This is a genomic window from Sphingomonas aliaeris, assembly GCF_016743815.1.
Lineage (GTDB): Bacteria > Pseudomonadota > Alphaproteobacteria > Sphingomonadales > Sphingomonadaceae > Sphingomonas > Sphingomonas aliaeris.
Map to the genome: position 1 here is coordinate 2345491 of NZ_CP061035.1, position 19467 is coordinate 2364957.

Sequence of the window (19467 nt, forward strand, 5' to 3'; positions counted from 1 at the left end):
GGAGGGCCTGAATCCAACGCGGTCCGGGGGCAGGCCCTCCCCGGCCCCTCCCGCAAGCGGGAGGGGAGCCTTTACGCCGCCATCGTCATCGGCTCCAGCCCGGCGAGCTTGGTCCGCACGGCAGGCTGCGCGATCGCCCGCGAAGGCAGGCCCTTGACCGCATCCGCCATCGCCTTGATGTGCGCCGGGGTCGATCCGCAACAGCCGCCGAGCACGTTGACCTGCCCCGCCTTCGCCCATTCCAGCACCAGCCCGGCGGTCGTATCCGGCATTTCGTCATATTCGCCGAGTTCGTTGGGCAGGCCCGCATTCGGGTAGACCATGATCAGCGTATCCGCGATATCGCTGAGCGTGCGGACGTGCGGGCGAAGCTGTTCCGCCCCGAACGAACAGTTCAGCCCGATCGTCACCGGCCTCGCATGCCGCACCGCGTGCCAGAACGCCTCGACCGTGTGCCCCGACAGGTTGCGCCCGGACAGGTCGGTCAACGTCATCGACATCATGATAGGTACGTCGCGGCCCAGATCCTGCGCCGCTTCCAGCGCGGCCATGATCCCGGCCTTGGCGTTCAGCGTGTCGAACACCGTCTCGATCAGGATGAAATCCACCCCGCCCTCGATCAGCGCGTCGATCTGTTCACGGTACACCTGCTTCAGATAATCGAAATCGATCTCGCGAAAGCCCGGATCGTTGACGTCCGGCGACAGCGACAGCGTCTTGTTGGTCGGCCCGATCGCGCCGGCCACGAAACGCGGACGACCGTCCTTCGCAGCATATTCATCGGCCAGCCGCCGCGCGATCTGCGCCGATGCCAGGTTGATCTCGCGCACCAGATGCTCGGCGGCGTAATCCGCCTGCGAGATCAGGTTGGCGGAGAAGGTATTGGTCGACACGATGTCCGACCCGGCATCGAGATACTCGCGCGTGATCGTCTCCGGCACCTCCGGCTTGGTCAGCGCCAGGATATCGTTATTCCCCTTCTGGTCCTTCGCCAGGTTAAGGTCGCCGGCGTAATCGGCCTCGCCCAGCTTCCAGTTCTGGATCTCGGTACCGAACGCGCCGTCGGTGATCAGCACGCGCTTGGCCGCCTCGGCGAGGAATTTTTCGCGGATATTCATCGTATCTTCCTTCTTAGCCCCTCCCCTTCAGGGGAGGGGTTGGGGGTGGGGCAGTCCAGCAAGCTGGTATCTCGGTGAGACATCCCCCACCCCCTACCCCTCCCCTGAAGGGGAGGGGCTTAGAAAAACTAAGCCGCCTGTTCCCGCAGCGCGGGCGTCTTCGCCCGGATGCCCAACAGGTGGCAGATCGCAAAGCTCAGTTCGGCGCGGTTCAGCGTGTAGAAGTGGAAATCGCGCACGCCGCCGGCATACAGGCGCCGGCACAATTCCGCCGCGATCGTCGCGGAGACCAGTTGCCGCGCGGCCGGGCGATCATCCAGCCCTTCGAACAACGTGCCCATCCAGTCGGGCACCACCGTTCCGCACATCGCCGACATGCGCTGCACGCTGGCGAAGTTCATGATCGGCATGATGCCGGGCACGATCTCGGCATCGATCCCGGCCTTGGCGACCGCATCGCGATACCGGAAGAACGTCTCCGCCTCGTGGAAGAATTGCGTGATCGCACGGCTCGCCCCGGCATCCAGCTTGCGCTTCAGATTATCCAGATCCGCAACCGCATCCGGGGAATCGGGATGACATTCCGGATAGGCCGCGACCGAAATCTCGAACGGATGCAGCTTGCGCAGGCCGGCGACCAGCGCGGCGGCGTTTTCGTAACCGCCCACCGGCGACTGGAACTTCGTACCGGCGACGGGCGAATCCCCGCGCAACGCCACGATGTGCCGCACGCCGGCATCCCAATAATCGTTGGCGACCGCATCGATCTCCTCTCGCGTCGCCTCGACACAGGTCAGGTGCGCGGCGGCGGGAATATCCGTGTCGCGCGCGATCCGGGCGACCGTCGCATGCGTCCGCTCGCGCGTCGTCCCGCCCGCGCCGTACGTCACGGAAACGAAGCGCGGGCCGAGCGGCGACAACGTCTGCACCGACTCCCACAGCGTCTCTTCCATCTTCTGCGTCTTGGGCGGGAAGAATTCGAAGCTCACCCGCGCATCGCCCGCCACATCGGCGAACAACGGCGCGTCCAGCGCATAGCGCGCTTCCTGCATATCCTTGACCGAAACCATTACGCTGCCTTCACCTCATGTACCGGCGATCCGAGCTTCCGCCCGAGCCACAACTTCACCGTCAATTCGCCACCCTCGAGTGTTTCCGTCCGTACCGGGGCAAGCCCGGTGCCGGCGAACCATTGCGCGATCTGTTCGTCGGAGAAACCGAGGCGAGTATGCGCGTCGCGGGCGCGCAATTCCTCACGGTCGTGCGCTGCGAAATCCGCGATCAGCAGTCGCCCGCCGGGGCTCAGGACCCGCGCTGCCTCTGCAATGGCGGCACCCGGCTGCTGCGCGAAATGCAGGACGTGGTGGATGATCGCGGCGTCCGCCTCCCCGTCCCCCAGCGGCAAGGCATAGAGATCGGCCTGACGCAATTCCGCATTCGCAAGCCCGCGTTCGGACAGCTTCGCGCGCGCCAGTCGCAACATCTCGCTGCTGCGGTCGATCCCCAGCGCGTGTTTGGCGCGTCCGGCGAACAGTTCCAGCATCCGGCCCGTCCCCGTGCCGATATCGATCAGCCGCCCGATCTGGCCGTCACCCAGCACGTCTGAAATCGCAGCCTCGACCTGTTCCTCCGCGACATGGAGCGAACGGATCGCGTCCCACTGCCCTGCATTCGCTTCGAACCATGCCGCCGCGGATGTCGCACGGTCGGCGCGGACGGCCGCCAGCCGCGCCGCGTCCGCGACCGCCCAGTGATCCGCCTCGATCCCGTTCCACGCATCCAGCGCCGCCACGACAGGGTCGACCTTCGCCGCGCTTCCGACGCCGACGAACACCCAGCTGCCTTCCTTGCGGCGTTCGGCAAGCCCGGCGTCGCACAGGATCTTCACATGGCGGCTGACGCGCGGCTGGCTTTGACCCAGCACCTGCGCCAGTTCCCCGACGGACAATTCCATCGAGCGCAGCAACGCCAGGATGCGCAATCGCGTCGCGTCGGCAAGCGCACGGAATATGTCGAGGGCCAGGGTCATCGGGACAGTCATATAAAGATATCTTTATATGGGGTCAACGCGCGATCAGTTGCGGACCCTAAACCGTGCCGCTAGCGTTACGGCTCGCGATATTCAACGACATCGGAACTGGATCTTTCATGAAAAAACTCGTCGCCGTCGCCGCAACCTTCACCCTCGGTGCGATGCTCGCCGCATGCTCGCCCGCCGCGCAGAATGAGACGGCCGAGGCCGCCGACCAGATTTCCGCGGATGCCAACGCCACGATGGGCGCAGCGGTCAACGACACCGATGCGGCAGCGGATCGCGCCTTCGGTTCTGCCGAAGCGACGATGGACAATGCCGGCGCCGCGCTGGACAATGCCGCCGGCGATGCGCGTGACGCCACCGGTGCTGCATTGAAGGATGCCGGGAACGCCATCGAACAGTGATGAAGGCGGCGATCCTCCTTCCCCTGTTGACGCTCGCGGCGTGCGGATCGACGACCGACGCGCCGGGAACGGTCACGCAGGGGGAGGCGGACCAGTTGAGCGATGCGAGGGTGATGCTCGACGCCAATAGCGTGGATGCCAACGCCGTTGCCCTCGAAGGCAAGAACAAAGCCCCGCCGCAATAGGTCGGCGTCTTGAAGGTCAATGTCATGACGACAACGCGACGCTTAGGCGCCACCGATATGCACATCGCTCCACTCGTCCTGGGTGGAAACGTTTTCGGCTGGACGGCGGACAAGACCGCCAGTTTTGCCGTGCTCGACGCCTTCGTTGCCGGTGGCGGCACGATGATCGATACGGCGGACGTCTATTCGGTGTGGGTCCCGGGCCATTCCGGCGGCGAATCCGAAACGATGATCGGCGAATGGCTGAAGGCCAGCGGCAAGCGCGGCGACGTTCTCATCGCGACCAAGGTCGGGATGCTGCCCGGCGAAGGCGGCGAGAAACTGGCACCCGCCCGTATCGCCGCGGCATGCGACGCATCGTTGCAGCGGTTGGGCGTGGAGACGATCGACCTGTATTTCGCGCATCAGGACGACGATGCGGTCGCGCAGGAGGATGCGCTGGCCGCATTCGCCAAGCTGATCGAGGCGGGCAAGGTTCGCGCGCTCGGTGTGTCGAACTTCCACGCCATGCGGTTGAAAACTGCGCGCGACGCCGCGATCAAGCACGGCCTGCCGAGCTATCACGTGCTGCAGCCGGAATATAATCTGGTCAGCCGCCACAAGTTCGAGGGCGAGTTGCAGGATTATTGCGTCACCAACAATATCGGCGTGGTGCCCTATTACGGGCTCGCATCGGGCTTCCTGACCGGCAAGTACCGGACGAAGGACGATCTCGGACAAAGCGTTCGGGGTGGCCGGATGGGCGAGTTGCTGGAAGGAAAAGGTGCCGCTGTCCTTGCGGCGATGGACGAGGTCGCGGCGGACACCGGCGCGACGCTCGCCCAGATCGCGCTCGCCTGGCTTGCCGCTCAGCCCGGCGTCACCGCACCGATCGCCAGCGCCACCAGCGTCGAGCAGGTCGAGGATCTGCTCGGGTCGATCACGCTGGAATTGAGCGAGGACCAGTTGGAGCGACTGTCCAACGCTGGGGCCTGAGGCCCGGATTTGACTTCAGCCACATCAAACATCGTCATCCCCGCGCAGGCGGGGATGTGGATTCACGTTTGAAGTGCACCGTTTGAGAGAGCGATGAATGCCTCGGCGGGTGTCTGGAAGTCGAGGCATTTTCTGGGGGGTATTGTTGAGGCGCTCGGCATAGGCACGGAGTTGCCGGTGGGTGATCGTGTCGAGGTCGGTCTTGCGGGGCAGGACGCGGCGCAGCCGGCCGATGGTATTTTCGACCCCGCCTTTTTGCCAGGGGCTGCGGACATCGCAGAAGAAGGTGGCGACGCCGAGACGATCGTGCAGGCGATAATGCTCGGCGAACTCGGTGCCGTTATCGAAGCTGATGGTGCGCCGCATGTCGCGGGGGATGGCGCGCAGGTGCGCTGCGATACGGCTGGCGGTCAAGGCGGCTTTGCGGTGCGGTGGCTTGTCGAGAATGGTGAAGCGGGTCTGTCGTTCGTGCAGGACGAGGATGTTGTGACCGTATCGGGCGAACAGCATGTAGTCGGCCTCCCAGTGGCCCGGCTGGTCGCGCCGGTCGGCCTCTGCGGGCCGTTCGGACAGGGGTATACGGTGCTGGATGAAGCTGGCCGGACTGCCGCCGCGGCGTGCATATCGCCCGCGCCTGAACTTCGCGCGGGGCAGCAGGCGGTGCCAATGGTCTTTCTGCGCCGAGCGGTGATAGACGTAGCGATAGATTGACTCATGGCTGATCACGGTGCGACCAGCATCACGCGCCAGCCGGCCGGCGATCTGTTCGGGGGAATGTCCCATCGCAAGGCCTTTCCTCACGATCTCTCGCAGGTCCGGCTGGCGTACCAGCTTGAAGCGACCGTCCCAGCGCCGCCGCCGTGCCGCCAGCGCATGCGCCCGCGCCGGGGCATAGCCCCCATCCCAGACCTTCGTCCGCTGGCTATTGCGCCGCCGCTCGCGACCGATCGTCGTATGATCCCGGCCGATCGCCGCCGCTATCGCACGATCCGACAGCCCGGCGGCATGCAACCGCGCAATCTCGATCCGCTCGTCTAGGCTGAGCTGCCTGTATCTTCGCCCCATCGCACTACCACCCTAGCAGTGGTGCACTTCTTTCGTGAGTCCAGGGAATCCATAATCACCACGGTTTCCATAAGAACCGACAGCTAAGCCAATATGGATCCCCGCCTCCGCGGGGATGACGACCAATAGTCGGCGGCTCGGCGGCTCAATCGTCCGCCGACCCGGCCGTCCCCTAAGGCCGATAGACATTCAGAAGATGACGTGCCGAAAACGGTAGTTTTGCGTGACCCGGAGCGCAGCCTACTCTCGGTACGTGAGCACCGGAAGCGCGCGAAACCGCCGTTTGCAGGCCGTCAGGGCTGAATGTCGATCGGCCCTAATCTTCCGTATGCCGCCGGTAGAAGTCCAAGATCGTCGTCCAGAGATGCTCGCCAACCTGCGGGCCGCCGACGCGGTGGGTGAAGCCGGGATAGAACATCATCTCGAACGGCGTCGACGCCGCCTGCATGCGGGCCGCGAGCGCGGTCGAATTCTCGAAGAAGACGTTGTCGTCCGACATGCCGTGAATCAGCAGCATTGGATCCTTGATCTTCACCGCATCCGTCAGCGCGCTGGACGCCGCATAGGCCTTCGCATCCTTTTTCGGGTCGCCCATATACCGCTCGGTATAGTGGGTGTCGTACAATTCCCACTTGGTCACCGGCGCACCCGCAACACCGGCGGCGAACACGCCCGGCGCGGCCTCCAGCATCTTCAGCGTCATATAGCCGCCGTAGGACCAGCCATAGGTGACGATCTTCTTCGGATCGACGAAAGGCTGTTCCTTCAGCCAGCGCGCGCCCAGCAACTGGTCCTCGACCTCCACCGTTCCCGCCGCGCGGTACAACTGGCTTTCGAAGGCGACGCCGCGATTGGCCGATCCGCGATTGTCGATCATGAAGACGATATAGCCCTGCGCGACCAGATACTGGTGCAGCGCCCCGCCCCAGTTCCGCGACACGGTCTGCGAATGCGGCCCGCCATAATGTTCGAAGAATACCGGATATTTGTTGCCGGGCTGCAACGGCGGCGTGATCATCTCGTAATAGAGCGTGCTGCCATCCGCCGCCTTCAGCGTGCCGAACTTCGTCGCCTGATGCTGCGCCAGGAACGGCTGATAGGGATGCCCTGCCACGAGGGCATTCTGGTTGATCCACGACAGCCGCTTGCCACTGGTATCGGCCAGATAAGTCTGGGTCGGCTGATCGGGATTGGAGCGCGAGACGATGATCCGCGACGCCGCGCCGTCCATCGTCGCCCCGTTCCACCAGCCGGTTTCGGTCAGCCGCACGGGTGTCGAGGGACGCGCCAGATCGACCGCGTATAGATGCTTTTCCAGCACCCCGTCCTTGTTGCCGGTGAAGAATATCCGGCCTTTCGCCTGGTCCACGCCGGCCAGGTCCATGACGACCCAGTCGCCCTTGGTCAGTTGCGTCCACGTGCCGCCCTTGAGGCGATAGAGGTGCGCGAAGCCGCTACGTTCCGACGTCCAGATCAGGCTGCCATCGTCGAGGAAGCGATACGCGTCGCTGAGGTTCACCCAGGAATTGGGCTTCGCCTTCTCGCTGAACAGGATCTTCGAAGCGCCGGTCGCGGGATCGACCTTCAGCATGTCCAGCACGGTCTGCGCGCGATTCTGGCGCTGCACGTACAGCGCGCTGCCATCGGGCGCCCAATCGACCCGCGCGAGATAGATGTCACCGTCCCTGCCGAGATCGACCTTCACCTTCCCCGAACCGTCCGGCTTCATCACATACAGTTCGACTGCGACATTGGGCGTGCCCGCCGCCGGATAGCGCTGATCGTATGTCTTCGTCCCGTTCGCGCCGATCGCCGCGCGCGTGACGACACCGACCGGCGCCTCGTCGAACCGCTCGACCGCGACGCGCGTATCGCCGGGCGCCCACCAATAGCCGGTGCGGCGGCCCATCTCTTCCTGCGCGACGAACTCCGCCTCGCCCCAATGCACCGTCCCCGCCCCGTCCGACGTCAGCGCACGCGGCGCACCGCCCAGCGGCTGGACGACCAGATTCTGGTCGCGCACATAGGACACGAAACCGCCGCCGGGGCTGATCTTCGGGTTCAGCGCGCCACCGACATTATCCGTCAGCCGCGACACCTTGCCGTCCAGCGTGGCGAGATACAGGTCGCCGTCGATCGGGACCAGGATCGTCTTTCCATCGGGCGACCATTCATAGGACACGATGCCGGTCTTGCCGCTGATGCTGCGGTCACGCTCGCGCTGCATCTTCTCGGCTTCGGACAATTCGGCGCCGCTGCCGACCTTCTTTGAATCGACCAGCATGCGCTCCTGCCCGGTGCGCGTATCCAGCGCCCAGAGATCGAAGCGCTGCTTCTCGTCGGCGCGCGGCCGCAGCGATGTCAGCAATGTGCCGTCCGGCGACAGCTTCAGCGATTGCGGCTGCGGCCCGGACAGGTCGGGCGATCCGAACACGCGCTTCAGCGTGAGGGGCTGGCCCTGACCCTGCTCCTTGGCCATACCCTGAGCGGAGGGTGGCGAGTCAGCCGCCATTGCGGGCGACCCGATCGTGGCAAGCATCGTGCTCGCCAAAAACCCCATAACGACCCAGGGTCTCGCCATCCGTCATCTCCATTCCCGTACAACCCGATTCAGGCCGCGGGTATAACGCCGGCTTCGCGATTGTCGCCTGCTTTGCTCCGCTTGCCGATCGGCAGGAGCCGCCGCGCGATCAGCGAGCGCCACGCCCATTCAACCGGCGCGATCGCATAGTGACGGACGTACCAGTTCGCCCAGACCAGCAGCACCGCATTCACCGCCACCGCGGTCAACATCAGCGCCATCCAGCCCTGCTGCCCGTACAGCCCCAGCGCCCAGGGCGGGTACAGGACCCACAGGCAAATGATCGTCTGCGCGATGTAAATGGTCAGCGCGGTCCGCCCCGCCGCCTCGAACGGCTTCAACAGCTTCACCCCCCATGCCGTGCCGAGCAGGAGATACACGGCCGAGATATGGCCGAGCGTCGTCGCCAGCCGGGCGACCTCTCCGACGGCGTAGATCAGGTAAGGATAATCGTCGAACCGCATGACCACGAACGCAATATACGCCCGCCCGCTCAAGCCGATGGCATACGCCACCACCATCGTATTGCGGTAGAAGGCGCGCGACCGCCGCCCCTGGATCACGCCCCATTTAAACAAAGCGGCGCCGATCAGCATGGAGCTGAACGCTTCCCAGATAAACAGCGGTTCGAGCATCATGCCGTCGCCGATGCCGTCGTTCACGCCCCAGATGAACAGCGTGCTTGTCCAGGCGCTGTCAGCCCAGGTCGCGAACGTCGCCGTGTCGGATCCGCGTGCCTTGTCCTCCCGCGCGACTCGCTTCGCCGTTTCCGCCTTGTCCTTGGCGCGCTCCTTCTTGCGCTCCACGGTCTTCGCGACCTGCTTCGCCTCGTCCTTCGTCAGCTTCTGCTTGTGCGCGATGCGGCCCTGCAACTGCTCGACCTGTGCAAGCCGCGTCTGCGCCTGATGCAGGTTGAACCCGGCGCCGAACAGCTGCGCCAGCGCCATCAGCATTCCCAGACCCAACAGCGTCTTCGGCCCCAGCCGGCGGAACAGGAGGGCGATCAACGCCGCAATGCCGTACGTGTGCAGGATGTCACCGGGCCAGAGCAGGATGAACAGGTGGATCAGGCCAAACAGCCACAGGACCAGGTTGCGCGCGTAATATCCGCGCATCACCGCCCAGTCGCCGAACAGGAACCGCAACATGCCGCCCGGCGAGTCCGCTTCGTCAGCGGACGCCCGCAATGCATTGGCCGCGCGATCGGTCAGGATGACCATGCCGACTCCAAACAGCATTTCCAGCAGGCACCTTGCCGTACCACTGGCAAGCACGTCGCGCAGCCACCAGGCGACCTGATCCGCCTGGCTCCAGCCAAGATGCCGTGGGTCGTCGAACGACGCCCATAACGATCCGCCCATGTCGTTGATGTTCATGAACAGGATACCGAGGATCGCGACGCCGCGCAGGATATCCAGTCCCGCCAAACGCGGCGCGCCATCGGGCTCCATCGCGGTGGTCATCGTCACGTCGGCCATCGCGTATCCCCCGCAATTCGATGACCCGATGAATACGCAAAGTATGCGCGGTCCCGCAATGGCCGGGCCGGCATGACGTCGCAATAAATACGGCACGTTTTATTATGGCGATGGGGGGCGTCGTAGTCGCACCTCAAAACGGAATTTTACGGCAGCCCCGGCCAGACCTTCTTCACTCCCCTCCCTGCAAGGGAGGGGTTGGGGGTGGGTATTGTCCGGGCGTACCGACTCCGTTTGTTTTCCGGGTGCCGTATCGCGGGCATCGCCCCCCCGGCCCCTCCCTTCCAGGGAGGGGAGAAGGACGCCTCCCCTACCGACGCCAGCATCCCTCGACATGGTCATCCACGACACCGCAAGCCTGCAACCATGCATAGACGATCACCGGACCGACGAACTTGAAACCGCGCGCCTTCAATGCCTTCGACATCGCCTCGGACAGCGGCGTCTTGGCCGGCACGTGTTCGCCATCCCCCCGGATCGGTGCTCCGCCCGCCATTCCCCACACGAACTCCGCAAAATCCTCACCGGCCGCCCGCATGTCCAGATAGGCGCGGGCATTGCCGATCACCGCCTCGATCTTGGCGCGCGACCTGATGATGCGCGGATCGACCACCAGCCGTTCGACATCGTCGGCACCGAACCGCGCCACCGCTTCCGGATCGAACCCGGCGAACAGCTCCCGGAATGCATCCCGCTTGTTCAGGATAATGCTCCACGACAGACCGGCCTGAAATCCGTCCAGTTGCAGCTTCTCCCACAAGGCACGGCTGTCGCGCTCCGGTACGCCCCATTCCTCGTCGTGATAGGCCTGCATCACCGGCGAAGACTCCGCCCACGGGCACCGCGTCCTGACCGCCATCTTTCACACCCCCGACGCTATGGTTAACCCCGCTGCTATAGGGCATGGCCGCGCCGGATGGACCAGCAAATGCCCCTCGCCCCGGGACGATCGAAACGACAGACGATCACGACGATCCTGATCGCCTGCGCAGTCATCGTCGCAGCCGGGCTCACGGCCGTTGCCTACCGGCCGGGCCTGATGACCTGGGATGCGGTCCGCCAATATGATCAGGCGCTCAGTGGCCAGTTCGACGACTGGCACCCGCCGGCGATGGAATGGCTCTGGCGGCAATTCACCCCGCTCTTCGCCGGACCGGGCCCCATGCTGGCACTCCAGCTAGCACTGTTCTGGGGTGGCATTCTCCTGCTCTCTTTGTGGGCGTTGCGGCGCGACCGTATCGGTCTGGCGGCTGCGATCGTGGCCTGCGGCGCGCTTCCCCTGGCGATGGCGCTGATGGGTTCGGTGCTGAAGGATTGCCTGATGGCCGGGGCGTTGCTGGCGGCAAGCGGGCTGCTCGTCTGGCGCGGCGAAACCGCCGCACCACGGGGGCAGCGCTGGGCGCGGTGGGCGTCATGCTCGTCCTCGCCGCGGCGACGTTGCGGTTCAACGCTTTCCTTGCCGGGCTGCCGCTCATCGTCGCTCTACTGCCACGCTGGAGCCGCCGGACGCCGCTGCATCTGTTAGCGACGTCGGCTTTCTCGGCGATCGTTGTGCTTGCGGCCATGCCTTTGGCGAACCGGCTCGTCGGCGCGCGCCCGAGCGGGGTCGAGCTATCGCTCGTCATCTTCGATCTGGCCGGCATCACGCAGTTCAGCGGCGTGAACGCGTTTCCCCCGCTCGCGGATGTCCCGGATCCGGTGGCAACCAGCCGGCGCTGCTACACGCCCATTCGCTGGGACAGTTACGCATGGTGGGTCGAAGAACCCTGCGCGATCGGTTTCGCGAACGTCGGTGCCGCCTTGAAGGCACAACACGTCGGCCCGTATGCGTTCCTCGCCCGCGCGATCGCCGCGCATCCCATCGCTTATGCGCGGCATCGGCTCGCGCATTTCAACATCAATACGCGCTTCCTGGTACCCGACGAGATCGAGCGCGCGGTGCAGGTCGAATCTGCTCCGAACCGATGGGGCTATGCGGTCACCCCCAATCCCGTCCTGTCGGCGATCGACGCCGCGGCCTTGGTCATGGCCCGCACGCCGCTCGGCTGGCCGATCGTCTGGATCGCGTTGGCCATCGGCATACTTGGCATTTCAAGCCATTTGCCGTCGCGCCGGATCGTCATCCCGCTTGCTTCGTCGGCCGTGATGTACGGCATGGGCTATGCGATGTTCAGCGTCGCATCCGAATTCCGCTATCATCTGTGGACGATGATGTCCGCATTGGCAATGGCGATCACCGCCTCCGATCTCCATGCGGGCGCTGCACTGCCGCGGGTCAGGCTTTTCATCGCCTTCGCGCCGGTGGCGGTCGTGATCCTTCTCGGCACGGTCTGGCGCATTACCTGATCAATCGCCGCGCTCGTTGATCCAGTAATGATCCTGTTCGATCGCCGACTGCACCGGACGCCCTCTCGCGTCGCGGGAAGGCTTGAACCGGAAGCGCTGTAGGATCAGGCGGCAGGTCAGCACATCCAGTTCGCGACTGCCGCTCGAACCGGTGATTTCGCAATCGGTTGCGCGGCCGTCGACCGTCACGACATATCGAACCGATACCTTGCCGCCGATCCCGGCATTCGCCACGTCGAACGGCCAGTCCGCGCGGCTGATCCCGCCCTTCGTCTGGCGCGGCGGGATCTCCAGTCCGCCATCGCCCTCTCCGTCGCCGTATCGCCCGCTACCGCTGCCATCGCCCTGCCCGCCGCTGCCGGTTCCGGGACCGCGAATATCGGCATTGCCCGAGGTCGTTTGGGTGCCGATGCCGGGCTTTTCGGCGACCGGTATCGGCGGCGGCACGGGCGGCAGGATGATCGGCGGCGGCGCGACGACCTCCGTTGCCTTCGACCGCAGGTTCGGCGGTGATGCGGCCCCCTCCGCTTTCTTGGCGACGACCTTGTGCGGCACCAGTCGCTCCGGCGGCGGAGGTGGCGGCGGCGGCAGGATATCGAACGCGACCAGACTGTCCCGCGCCGCCTGCGTAAAGTTCATCGCCAGCCCGCTGATCAGCGCATAGCCGAGACCAGCCTGCACCACGACCGCGATGACCGCGCCTTTGATACGGTCGGACTTACCGGATTGGGCATAGCTCATCGGCTGTCCAACGCCCGGACCCGACACGATTGTTCCTCGACCGGCAGCCGCCGGCGCCTTGCACAACGAAAAAGGCGCCGGGACCGAAGCCCCGACGCCTTTCGCATCTCACGATGCCGGACCGATCACTCGGCGGCAGCGCTGCCCTTTGCAGGACGCGTGTCGCGACGCTCGGCGATACGCGCCGACTTGCCGGTGCGGCCACGCAGGTAATACAGCTTGGCGCGACGCACGGCGCCCTTGCGGACGACTTCGATGCTGTCGATGTTCGGCGAATAGAGCGGGAACACACGCTCCACGCCTTCGCCGAACGAAATCTTGCGGACGGTGAAGTTGCTGCCCATGCCCTTGTTCGAACGCGCGATGCACACGCCTTCGTAATTCTGGACGCGGGTACGTTCACCTTCGACCACCTTCACGCCGACCTTCAGCGTGTCGCCGGGGCGGAATTCGGGGATCTTCTTGTTCTCGAGAAACTTCGCGATGTTCTCGGCTTCGATCGTCTGGATGAGATTCATCTCATTCGTCCTTCATTCGTCGTCGCGCGCCAGAGGGCGACTGGACCCGAGCGCCCTCATGACGCTCCCAAAGATCCGGCCGCCTTAGCCGTGTGTCGGTCTCGGCCATCGACTTGCGCCATGCCGAAATCCTCGCATGATCCCCCGATCGCAACACTTCGGGGATCGTGCGCCCTTCCCATTCGAATGGTCGGGTATATTGCGGGTATTCGAGCAGGCCTCCTTCGAAGCTCTCGTCCACACCACTTGAAGCCGCGCCCATTACGCCGGGAAGCAGCCGAATGCAAGCGTCGAGCAGCACCAGCGCCCCCATCTCACCTCCGGACAGGATGTAGTCGCCGATCGACACCTCTTCCACCGACCGGCCCTCGAAGATCCGTTCGTCGAACCCCTCGAACCGGCCGCACAGGATCGTCACGCCCGCCCCCGCCGCAATCTCGCGAACGCGCGCCTGCGTCAGCGGCGTGCCGCGTGGCGTCATCGCCAGCACCGGACGTCCCGGCGGTACGCTGTCGATCGCCGCGGCTAGGATGTCCGGCCGCAATACCATGCCCGCGCCGCCGCCCGCCGGCGTCCCGTCCACCGTGCTATGTCTGTCGGTCGCGAAACTGCGGATATTGACCGCATCGAGGCTCCACCGCCCCCCCCAAAGCCCGCCCGGCAAGCGATACGCCGAGTGGCCCGGGAAACATCTCTGGATAGAGCGTCAGTACAGTCGCCGCGAAGGTCATTGCGTCCAGTTCTCGACGGCTAGATCGGGAATATCGCGGAAGTCATTTTCGTTGTTGGTCACAAGGGTAAGCCCCAACGAAAGCGCGTGTGCCGCAATCAGGCGATCAAATCTCGCGCGCTTGAACGGAATACGGGCATAGGCCTGCGCCGCGCCCGCATCGAACGGCAACACCGGAACCCGTTCGAACAGCCGCTCGACCGAAATCCTCGCATCCTTCTCCTCTGGCGGGATACCCAACAAAATCTCGGCATAGACTATTGCGGACGTGACAACCGTTCCCGGCAGAAGTTCACCGATGCGAACTGCAGGCCGCGATGCGCTATCGCGTAGGACATAGATAGCGATGTTTGAATCGATCAAAAATCGCGGCTTATCCACCTTCTAAGCGCTTTCCGGTCCAGTCGAGTTCGCGGTCCTCAAATTCGCGGTCTTCCGGAGTCAGGAGTTTCAGCCATGGAATTGAGCCCGCGATCCCGGTCAGGTCGATCGTCTTTTTCGTCGGCGGCAAAGGCTCGAAAACGTACGTGCCCTGGGTCTCCCGGACAAGCATCTCGGTCCCTTCAACGGCACCCAACGATTTGGGCAATCGTACTGCAAGCGAATTGCCCGACTTGAAGACCTTTGTCTTTATAGGCTTTGACATCATGGCCTCCGTATATACGGTCCGTATATACTAAACGATGAAGGCAGCGTCAATCACGAGCCGGCGCCCGTCCCATTCGGGTACCGCGTCGGCATTCATCGGGACCATGAACCGTTTGCCGGGTTTGCCGTCCTCGGTCGGCCGCTCGACCTCGATCACGTCGCCCGCGCCGAAATCGTCGATTGCGACGACGACGCCCAGAGCCTCGCCATCCGTGGACACGGCGGGAAGGCCCAGCAGATCGGCATGATAATATTCGCCGTCCGCCAGCGGCGGCAATTCGGACCGCAGCACCGTCAGCTCGGTCCCACGCAAAGCCTCGGCGGCGTTGCGATCGTTGATCTCGGCGATACGCGCGATCGTGCCGTTGCTGCCGTGGCGGGTGGATTTCAACGTCAGCGATCCGCCGTTGAACGACGCATAGGCGCCAAGATCGTCCGTGAACAGTTTCAGGCGAACTTCGCCCATCACGCCATGCGCGCCGATAATGACGGCTAGCGTGACGGGCGCACTTGCACGATCTTCCCCGTCACCCGTCCGAAGCGGAACCGGGTTGCTCGCCGGGCGTGTCGTCGGCCCCTTCGGCGGGGTCTGTGGCGGAGACGCCTTCGTTGGTGGCGTCTTCGTCATCGCGATTCTCGTGTTCCGGATCGACCTTGGGCATCACGCACTCCTGCTCTGTTGAGTGCGATAGAACGCGCGATGCCCATGATCGTGCCGATCAGGCCTGCTGGTCTTCGGTCGCGGCTTCGACTTCGGCAGCCATGACGGCTTCGGTCTCGGCCTGGGCCTCTGGCTCCGGAGCAGGTGCCGCCGCTGCTGCCTTTGCAGCCTCTTCGGCTTCCGCTGCCTTGGTGGCACGCTCTTCGGCGCGCTCGGTCGCCTTCTCGCCCGGCTTGCCCTTGTTCGGGTTGCTGCGCGCTGCACGCTCACGAACGCCTGCGACGTCGAGGAAGCGCGCGACGCGATCGGTCGGCTGCGCGCCGACGCTCAGCCAGTGCTTCGCACGATCGGTGTCGAGCACGACGCGCTTCTCGTCGTCCTTGGCGAGCAGCGGGTTGTACGTGCCGATCTTCTCGATGAACTTGCCGTCGCGCGGTGCGCGGGCATCGGCCACGACGATCTTGTAATACGGACGCTTCTTGGAACCACCACGCGTCAGACGAATGCTTACAGCCATTATGTTATCCTTGGTTATCTAAGTAGTTAGGTTGGGTTATTTCTTCTTGTTGAGCAGATTTTCGAAGCCCGGAGGAAGCTTCGCCTGACCGCCGCCGAGACCCGGCAGACCGGATCCTCCGCCGCCGCCCAGATTGGGAAGCCCCCCGCCGCCGACACCGCCGCCAAGACCGCCAAGCGCACCGCCCAGGCCGCCCTTGCCGAACATCGCCGCCATGCCCTTCAGCCCACCCATCTTCCGGATCTTCTTCATCGCGGTCGACATCTCAAGATGCATCTTCAACAGCTTGTTGACGTCCTGCACGGTCGTCCCGCTGCCCTTCGCGATCCTGATCTTGCGCTTGGCATTGATCATTTCGGGCTTGGTCCGCTCCTTCTGCGTCATCGACGTGATCATCGCGTCCATGCGCAGCAGGATCCGTTCGTCCATCCCGCCGCCGGCCATCGCCGCCTTGGCCTTCGCCATGCCGGGGATCATTCCGGCCAGCGCGCCGAGCCCGCCCATGCGTCGCATCTGCGCAAGCTGCGCGCGAAGATCGTTGAGGTCGAACTGGCCCTTGGCCAGCTTCGCCGCCATCGCCTCGGCTTCGTCCTGCTGAACGGCTTCGGCCGCACGTTCGACCAGGCCGACGACATCGCCCATGCCGAGGATGCGACCTGCGACACGCGCCGGATGAAACGCCTCCAGCGCATCGAGCTTTTCGCCCATGCCCGCAAACTTGATCGGCTTGCCAGTCACGGCGCGCATCGACAGGGCGGCACCGCCGCGCGCATCGCCGTCCATGCGGGTCAGCACGACACCGGTCAGGGTAACCTGATCGGAGAAGTTCTTGGCGACGTTGACCGCGTCCTGCCCGGTCAGCGAGTCGACCACGAGCAAAATCTCGGTCGGTTGTGCGACATCGGCGACGGCGCGCATCTCGTCCATCAACGCCTGATCGACATGCAGGCGACCCGCAGTATCGAGCATCAGGACGTCGAAGCCCTGCAACTTCGCCGCCTGCATCGCACGACGCGCGATATCGACCGGCTGCTGCCCGGTGACGATCGGCAGCGTCTGCACGTCGGCCTGAGTGCCGAGCACGGCCAGCTGTTCCTGCGCGTTCGGGCGATTGACGTCCAGCGACGCCATCAACACCTTCTTGCGCTCGCGACCGCCCTGCCCGGCCGACAGCCGCTTGGCGATCTTCGCCGTCGTGGTCGTCTTGCCCGACCCTTGCAGGCCGACCATCATGATGACGGCAGGTGGCGTTACGCCGAGTTCGAGTTCGGACGCATCCGACCCCAGCATCTCGACCAGCGCGTCGTTGACGATCTTGACGACCTGTTGACCCGGCGTGACCGAGCGCAACACGTTCTGGCCGACGGCGGCCTCCGTCACCTTCTCGACGAAATCACGCGCGACCGGCAGTGCGACGTCGGCCTCGAGCAAGGCGACCCGCACCTCGCGCATCGCCCCGCGCACGTCCGCCTCGGTCAGCGCGCCACGGCCGCGCAACCGATCGAACACACCGCCAAGGCGATCACTCAGGCTTTCGAACACTCAGAAACCTTTCATCCAAACCGCCGGCCTTCGTCCAAACGCAAAAGACGCCGGCGGACGAAACCTCGTCGGCCGGCGTAGCCCTTGGGCTGCCTTTCACGCATGTCCGGAGACGAGCGGTCGCGGGGTCGTTAGCCGAACATCCCGCGAATGGCAAGATGTGGCGTCAGACGTCGAACCCCGCTCCGCGTCGATGGCGGTATATTCCTTCCAATCCAGGAAACACCCGTTTCGACTTTAACGTCATCTACATCTTAGCTGCTCCACACCCTGCGCTTCCTCGACCACAAGGTACGCGTTCGCATGGCGTTCGACGGCAGCACTCCCCCGCCCGCGTCACCCCGCGCAGCGACATATTGAGCGGCGCGATCACCGTCGCGTCGATCCTGCTGTTCGTCGGCACCGGTTCGGCAGTTCTGTCGATGGGGCTGCACAGCTATCTGGCCGGGCAGAAGGGGCCGGACCAGACGCTCGTGATCGCCTTGCTACTGAACATCGCCCTGATCCTGTTCGGTTGGCGTCGGCACCGCGAACTGGCGCAGGAAGTAAGCGTCCGCACCGCCGCCGAGGAGCGCGCGCAGATGTTGGCGTCGCGGGATCCGCTGACCGGGTTCCTCAACCGCCGCTGCCTTGCGGACGAAGGCGCGGTGATGTTCGATCAGGGTGAAGGGCGCGGACGGGCGGTCGCGCTGCTGATGCTCGATCTGGACCATTTCAAGATGGTCAACGACATGCACGGCCATGCCGCGGGCGACGCGCTGCTGCGGCTGGTTGCGGACGAGATTGCCGCCGCCATGCCGTCCGGCGCGCTGACGGCGCGATTGGGCGGCGACGAATTCGCCTGCGCCTTCCTGTTCGATCCGATCGATCCGGGTGCGATCGAGCAAGTCGCCGAGCGGCTAGTCAGCAAGCTCGCCCAGCCCATGCACGTCGATGGACTGCATCTGCACATATCCGTCTCGGTCGGGATCGCACGGTCCGATTTCGATTGTGGCAGCATAGATGCGCTGATGCGTGCAGGCGACATCGCGATGTACGCCGCGAAGAATTCCGGCCGCAATCGCTTCGCCTGGTTCGACCAGTCGATGGAACGCGACCTGCAGGCGCGCAACGAACTGGAAAGTGGATTGCGCGCCGCGATCCCGCAGTTGGAGATCGTGCCCTATTTCGAACAGCAGATCGACCTGACGACGGGGCGGCTGACCGGCTTCGAAGTGTTGGCGCGCTGGGAACATCCGACGCGCGGCGTGATCGTTCCCGATCGTTTCATTCCCATTGCGGAGGAAACCGGGATGATTGCGGATCTGTCGCTGTCGGTGATGCGTCAGGCGTTCCTGGCTGCGCGCGACTGGGATCCGGCGCTGTCGCTCTCGGTCAACATATCGCCGTGGCAGTTGAAGGATGCGTGGCTCGCGCAGAAGATCATCAAGGTCCTGACCGAAACAGGTTTTCCCGCCAATCGGCTGGAGATCGAGATCACGGAAAGCTCGCTCTTCGCCAATCTCGCGCTCGCGCAGTCGATCGTCGGCAGCCTGAAAAATCAGGGCATCCGGTTGGCGCTGGACGATTTCGGCACCGGATATTCATCGCTGGCGCATCTCCGCGCGCTGCCGTTCGACCGGATCAAGATCGACAAGAGCTTCATCATGTCGATCAACGACAATCCGGAAAGCGCGGCGATCGTCAACGCAATCACACGGCTGGGCGACAGCCTGAACCTGCCCATCACCGCCGAGGGGATCGAGACGGCGGTGATCGAGGAACGCCTGCGCGCGCTGGGCTGCGCGCGCGGTCAGGGCTATTTGTACGGCCGCCCAATCAACGTGACGAACGTCCGCTGCCTGCTGGCGGAGAAGCGTTTGCTCAGATCCGGTGGCGAACCGGTGGTTCCAGTGGACAAACGTCACGCCAGATAGTCGCGTA

19 protein-coding genes and 3 pseudogenes are annotated in these 19467 nt (G+C 64.5%); 6 read left to right on the top strand and 16 right to left on the bottom strand.

The features are described 5' to 3' along the window. Nucleotides 1-71 precede the first annotated feature (71 nt). From H5J25_RS10975 to H5J25_RS10985, 3 genes are all read right to left on the bottom strand, one after another. Nucleotides 72-1118, bottom strand: coding sequence for a homocysteine S-methyltransferase family protein (locus H5J25_RS10975; protein ID WP_202090904.1), 1047 nt, complete (start codon nucleotides 1116-1118; stop codon nucleotides 72-74). A gap of 128 nt (nucleotides 1119-1246) precedes the next feature. Further along, nucleotides 1247-2188 (bottom strand): methylenetetrahydrofolate reductase [NAD(P)H], encoded by a 942-nt coding sequence (gene metF, locus H5J25_RS10980; RefSeq protein ID WP_225883067.1) that lies wholly within the window; start codon nucleotides 2186-2188, stop codon nucleotides 1247-1249. Beyond that, a complete protein-coding gene (locus H5J25_RS10985) occupies nucleotides 2188-3147 on the bottom strand; it encodes an ArsR/SmtB family transcription factor (protein WP_202090909.1) in 960 nt (319 codons plus the stop codon). Before H5J25_RS10985 ends, metF begins: the two co-directional genes overlap by 1 nt. 119 nt (nucleotides 3148-3266) lie before the next feature. On the opposite strand from H5J25_RS10985, the gene H5J25_RS10990 reads away from it, so the two are divergent. Genes H5J25_RS10990 through H5J25_RS11000 form a run of 3 tightly spaced genes read left to right on the top strand, consistent with a single transcriptional unit; the run spans nucleotide 3267 to nucleotide 4717 of the window. Continuing rightward, nucleotides 3267-3557, top strand: a complete 291-nt coding sequence (locus H5J25_RS10990; RefSeq protein WP_202090911.1) for a hypothetical protein — start codon at nucleotides 3267-3269, stop codon at nucleotides 3555-3557. Then, on the top strand, nucleotides 3557-3742 hold the full coding sequence (locus H5J25_RS10995; RefSeq protein ID WP_202090913.1) for a hypothetical protein: 186 nt from the start codon (nucleotides 3557-3559) through the stop codon (nucleotides 3740-3742). Before H5J25_RS10990 ends, H5J25_RS10995 begins: the two co-directional genes overlap by 1 nt. A gap of 24 nt (nucleotides 3743-3766) precedes the next feature. Next, the gene (locus H5J25_RS11000; RefSeq protein ID WP_202090915.1) at nucleotides 3767-4717 is read left to right on the top strand and encodes an aldo/keto reductase; all 951 of its coding nucleotides are present in this window, start codon (nucleotides 3767-3769) and stop codon (nucleotides 4715-4717) included. A gap of 62 nt (nucleotides 4718-4779) precedes the next feature. On the opposite strand, the pseudogene H5J25_RS11005 reads toward H5J25_RS11000, so the two are convergent. From H5J25_RS11005 to H5J25_RS11020, 4 genes and pseudogenes are all read right to left on the bottom strand, one after another. Continuing rightward, nucleotides 4780-5782, bottom strand: a pseudogene (locus H5J25_RS11005) (IS30 family transposase). Nucleotides 5783-6098: 316 nt separating this feature from the next. Beyond that, the gene (locus tag H5J25_RS11010; RefSeq protein WP_404829529.1) at nucleotides 6099-8363 is read right to left on the bottom strand and encodes a S9 family peptidase; all 2265 of its coding nucleotides are present in this window, start codon (nucleotides 8361-8363) and stop codon (nucleotides 6099-6101) included. 29 nt (nucleotides 8364-8392) lie between these two features. Next, a complete protein-coding gene (locus H5J25_RS11015) occupies nucleotides 8393-9841 on the bottom strand; it encodes a DUF418 domain-containing protein (RefSeq protein WP_202090919.1) in 1449 nt (482 codons plus the stop codon). A gap of 310 nt (nucleotides 9842-10151) precedes the next feature. Continuing rightward, nucleotides 10152-10700, bottom strand: a complete 549-nt coding sequence (locus H5J25_RS11020) for a DNA-3-methyladenine glycosylase I (RefSeq protein WP_202090921.1) — start codon at nucleotides 10698-10700, stop codon at nucleotides 10152-10154. A 69-nt stretch (nucleotides 10701-10769) separates the two neighbouring features. Between H5J25_RS11020 and H5J25_RS20720 the strand changes: the two genes are divergently transcribed. After that, the gene (locus tag H5J25_RS20720; protein WP_225883068.1) at nucleotides 10770-11366 is read left to right on the top strand and encodes a hypothetical protein; all 597 of its coding nucleotides are present in this window, start codon (nucleotides 10770-10772) and stop codon (nucleotides 11364-11366) included. Then, entirely contained in the window at nucleotides 11255-12187 is a 933-nt protein-coding gene (locus H5J25_RS11025; RefSeq protein WP_225883069.1) for a hypothetical protein, read from the top strand. The genes H5J25_RS20720 and H5J25_RS11025 overlap by 112 nt, the downstream gene beginning before the upstream one ends. Here H5J25_RS11025 and H5J25_RS11030 read toward each other — a convergent pair whose 3' ends face one another. The 9 genes and pseudogenes from H5J25_RS11030 to ffh form a co-directional block, all read right to left on the bottom strand. Continuing rightward, nucleotides 12188-12928 (bottom strand): TonB family protein, encoded by a 741-nt coding sequence (locus H5J25_RS11030; RefSeq protein WP_202090923.1) that lies wholly within the window; start codon nucleotides 12926-12928, stop codon nucleotides 12188-12190. 125 nt (nucleotides 12929-13053) lie between these two features. Next, nucleotides 13054-13446 carry a 50S ribosomal protein L19 gene (gene rplS, locus H5J25_RS11035; RefSeq protein WP_202090925.1) on the bottom strand — a complete coding sequence of 131 codons (393 nt, stop codon included), beginning with the start codon at nucleotides 13444-13446 and terminating at the stop codon, nucleotides 13054-13056. Between the two features lies 1 nt (nucleotide 13447). Further along, nucleotides 13448-14177 (bottom strand): annotated as a pseudogene (gene trmD, locus H5J25_RS11040) (tRNA (guanosine(37)-N1)-methyltransferase TrmD). Further along, nucleotides 14174-14557, bottom strand: coding sequence for a type II toxin-antitoxin system VapC family toxin (locus tag H5J25_RS11045; RefSeq protein WP_202090928.1), 384 nt, complete (start codon nucleotides 14555-14557; stop codon nucleotides 14174-14176). Before H5J25_RS11045 ends, trmD begins: the two are co-directional and overlap by 4 nt. Further along, on the bottom strand, nucleotides 14550-14753 hold the full coding sequence (locus H5J25_RS11050) for an AbrB/MazE/SpoVT family DNA-binding domain-containing protein (protein ID WP_318781294.1): 204 nt from the start codon (nucleotides 14751-14753) through the stop codon (nucleotides 14550-14552). The genes H5J25_RS11045 and H5J25_RS11050 overlap by 8 nt, the downstream gene beginning before the upstream one ends. Before the next feature lie 99 nt (nucleotides 14754-14852). Beyond that, nucleotides 14853-15332 (bottom strand): annotated as a pseudogene (gene rimM / locus H5J25_RS11055) (ribosome maturation factor RimM); the annotation flags it as partial. A 19-nt stretch (nucleotides 15333-15351) separates the two neighbouring features. Further along, complete coding sequence (locus H5J25_RS21170) at nucleotides 15352-15486, bottom strand: hypothetical protein (protein WP_263973985.1); 135 nt, start codon at nucleotides 15484-15486, stop codon at nucleotides 15352-15354. Between the two features lie 57 nt (nucleotides 15487-15543). Further along, nucleotides 15544-16002, bottom strand: a complete 459-nt coding sequence (rpsP, locus tag H5J25_RS11060; RefSeq protein WP_202090932.1) for a 30S ribosomal protein S16 — start codon at nucleotides 16000-16002, stop codon at nucleotides 15544-15546. Nucleotides 16003-16038: 36 nt separating this feature from the next. Then, a complete protein-coding gene (gene ffh / locus H5J25_RS11065; RefSeq protein WP_202090934.1) occupies nucleotides 16039-17544 on the bottom strand; it encodes a signal recognition particle protein in 1506 nt (501 codons plus the stop codon). A gap of 356 nt (nucleotides 17545-17900) precedes the next feature. Between ffh and H5J25_RS11070 the strand changes: the two genes are divergently transcribed. Beyond that, nucleotides 17901-19460: a putative bifunctional diguanylate cyclase/phosphodiesterase gene (locus tag H5J25_RS11070; RefSeq protein WP_404829531.1), complete on the top strand. Its 1560-nt coding sequence runs from the start codon at nucleotides 17901-17903 to the stop codon at nucleotides 19458-19460. Nucleotides 19461-19467: the final 7 nt, after the last annotated feature.

Excerpts from the sequence above, each read along its gene's own strand:
- H5J25_RS10975 (WP_202090904.1), bottom strand. The coding sequence starts at position 1,118 with ATGAATATCCGCGAAAAATTCCTCGCCGAGGCGGCCAAGCGCGTGCTG.
- metF (WP_225883067.1), bottom strand. The coding sequence starts at position 2,188 with ATGGTTTCGGTCAAGGATATGCAGGAAGCGCGCTATGCGCTGGACGCG.
- H5J25_RS10985 (WP_202090909.1), bottom strand. The coding sequence starts at position 3,147 with ATGACCCTGGCCCTCGACATATTCCGTGCGCTTGCCGACGCGACGCGA.
- H5J25_RS10990 (WP_202090911.1), top strand. The coding sequence starts at position 3,267 with ATGAAAAAACTCGTCGCCGTCGCCGCAACCTTCACCCTCGGTGCGATG.
- H5J25_RS10995 (WP_202090913.1), top strand. The coding sequence starts at position 3,557 with ATGAAGGCGGCGATCCTCCTTCCCCTGTTGACGCTCGCGGCGTGCGGA.
- H5J25_RS11000 (WP_202090915.1), top strand. The coding sequence starts at position 3,767 with ATGACGACAACGCGACGCTTAGGCGCCACCGATATGCACATCGCTCCA.
- H5J25_RS11010 (WP_404829529.1), bottom strand. The coding sequence starts at position 8,363 with ATGGCGAGACCCTGGGTCGTTATGGGGTTTTTGGCGAGCACGATGCTT.
- H5J25_RS11015 (WP_202090919.1), bottom strand. The coding sequence starts at position 9,841 with ATGGCCGACGTGACGATGACCACCGCGATGGAGCCCGATGGCGCGCCG.
- H5J25_RS11020 (WP_202090921.1), bottom strand. The coding sequence starts at position 10,700 with ATGGCGGTCAGGACGCGGTGCCCGTGGGCGGAGTCTTCGCCGGTGATG.
- H5J25_RS20720 (WP_225883068.1), top strand. The coding sequence starts at position 10,770 with ATGCCCCTCGCCCCGGGACGATCGAAACGACAGACGATCACGACGATC.
- H5J25_RS11025 (WP_225883069.1), top strand. The coding sequence starts at position 11,255 with ATGCTCGTCCTCGCCGCGGCGACGTTGCGGTTCAACGCTTTCCTTGCC.
- H5J25_RS11030 (WP_202090923.1), bottom strand. The coding sequence starts at position 12,928 with ATGAGCTATGCCCAATCCGGTAAGTCCGACCGTATCAAAGGCGCGGTC.
- rplS (WP_202090925.1), bottom strand. The coding sequence starts at position 13,446 with ATGAATCTCATCCAGACGATCGAAGCCGAGAACATCGCGAAGTTTCTC.
- H5J25_RS21170 (WP_263973985.1), bottom strand. The coding sequence starts at position 15,486 with ATGCCCAAGGTCGATCCGGAACACGAGAATCGCGATGACGAAGACGCC.
- rpsP (WP_202090932.1), bottom strand. The coding sequence starts at position 16,002 with ATGGCTGTAAGCATTCGTCTGACGCGTGGTGGTTCCAAGAAGCGTCCG.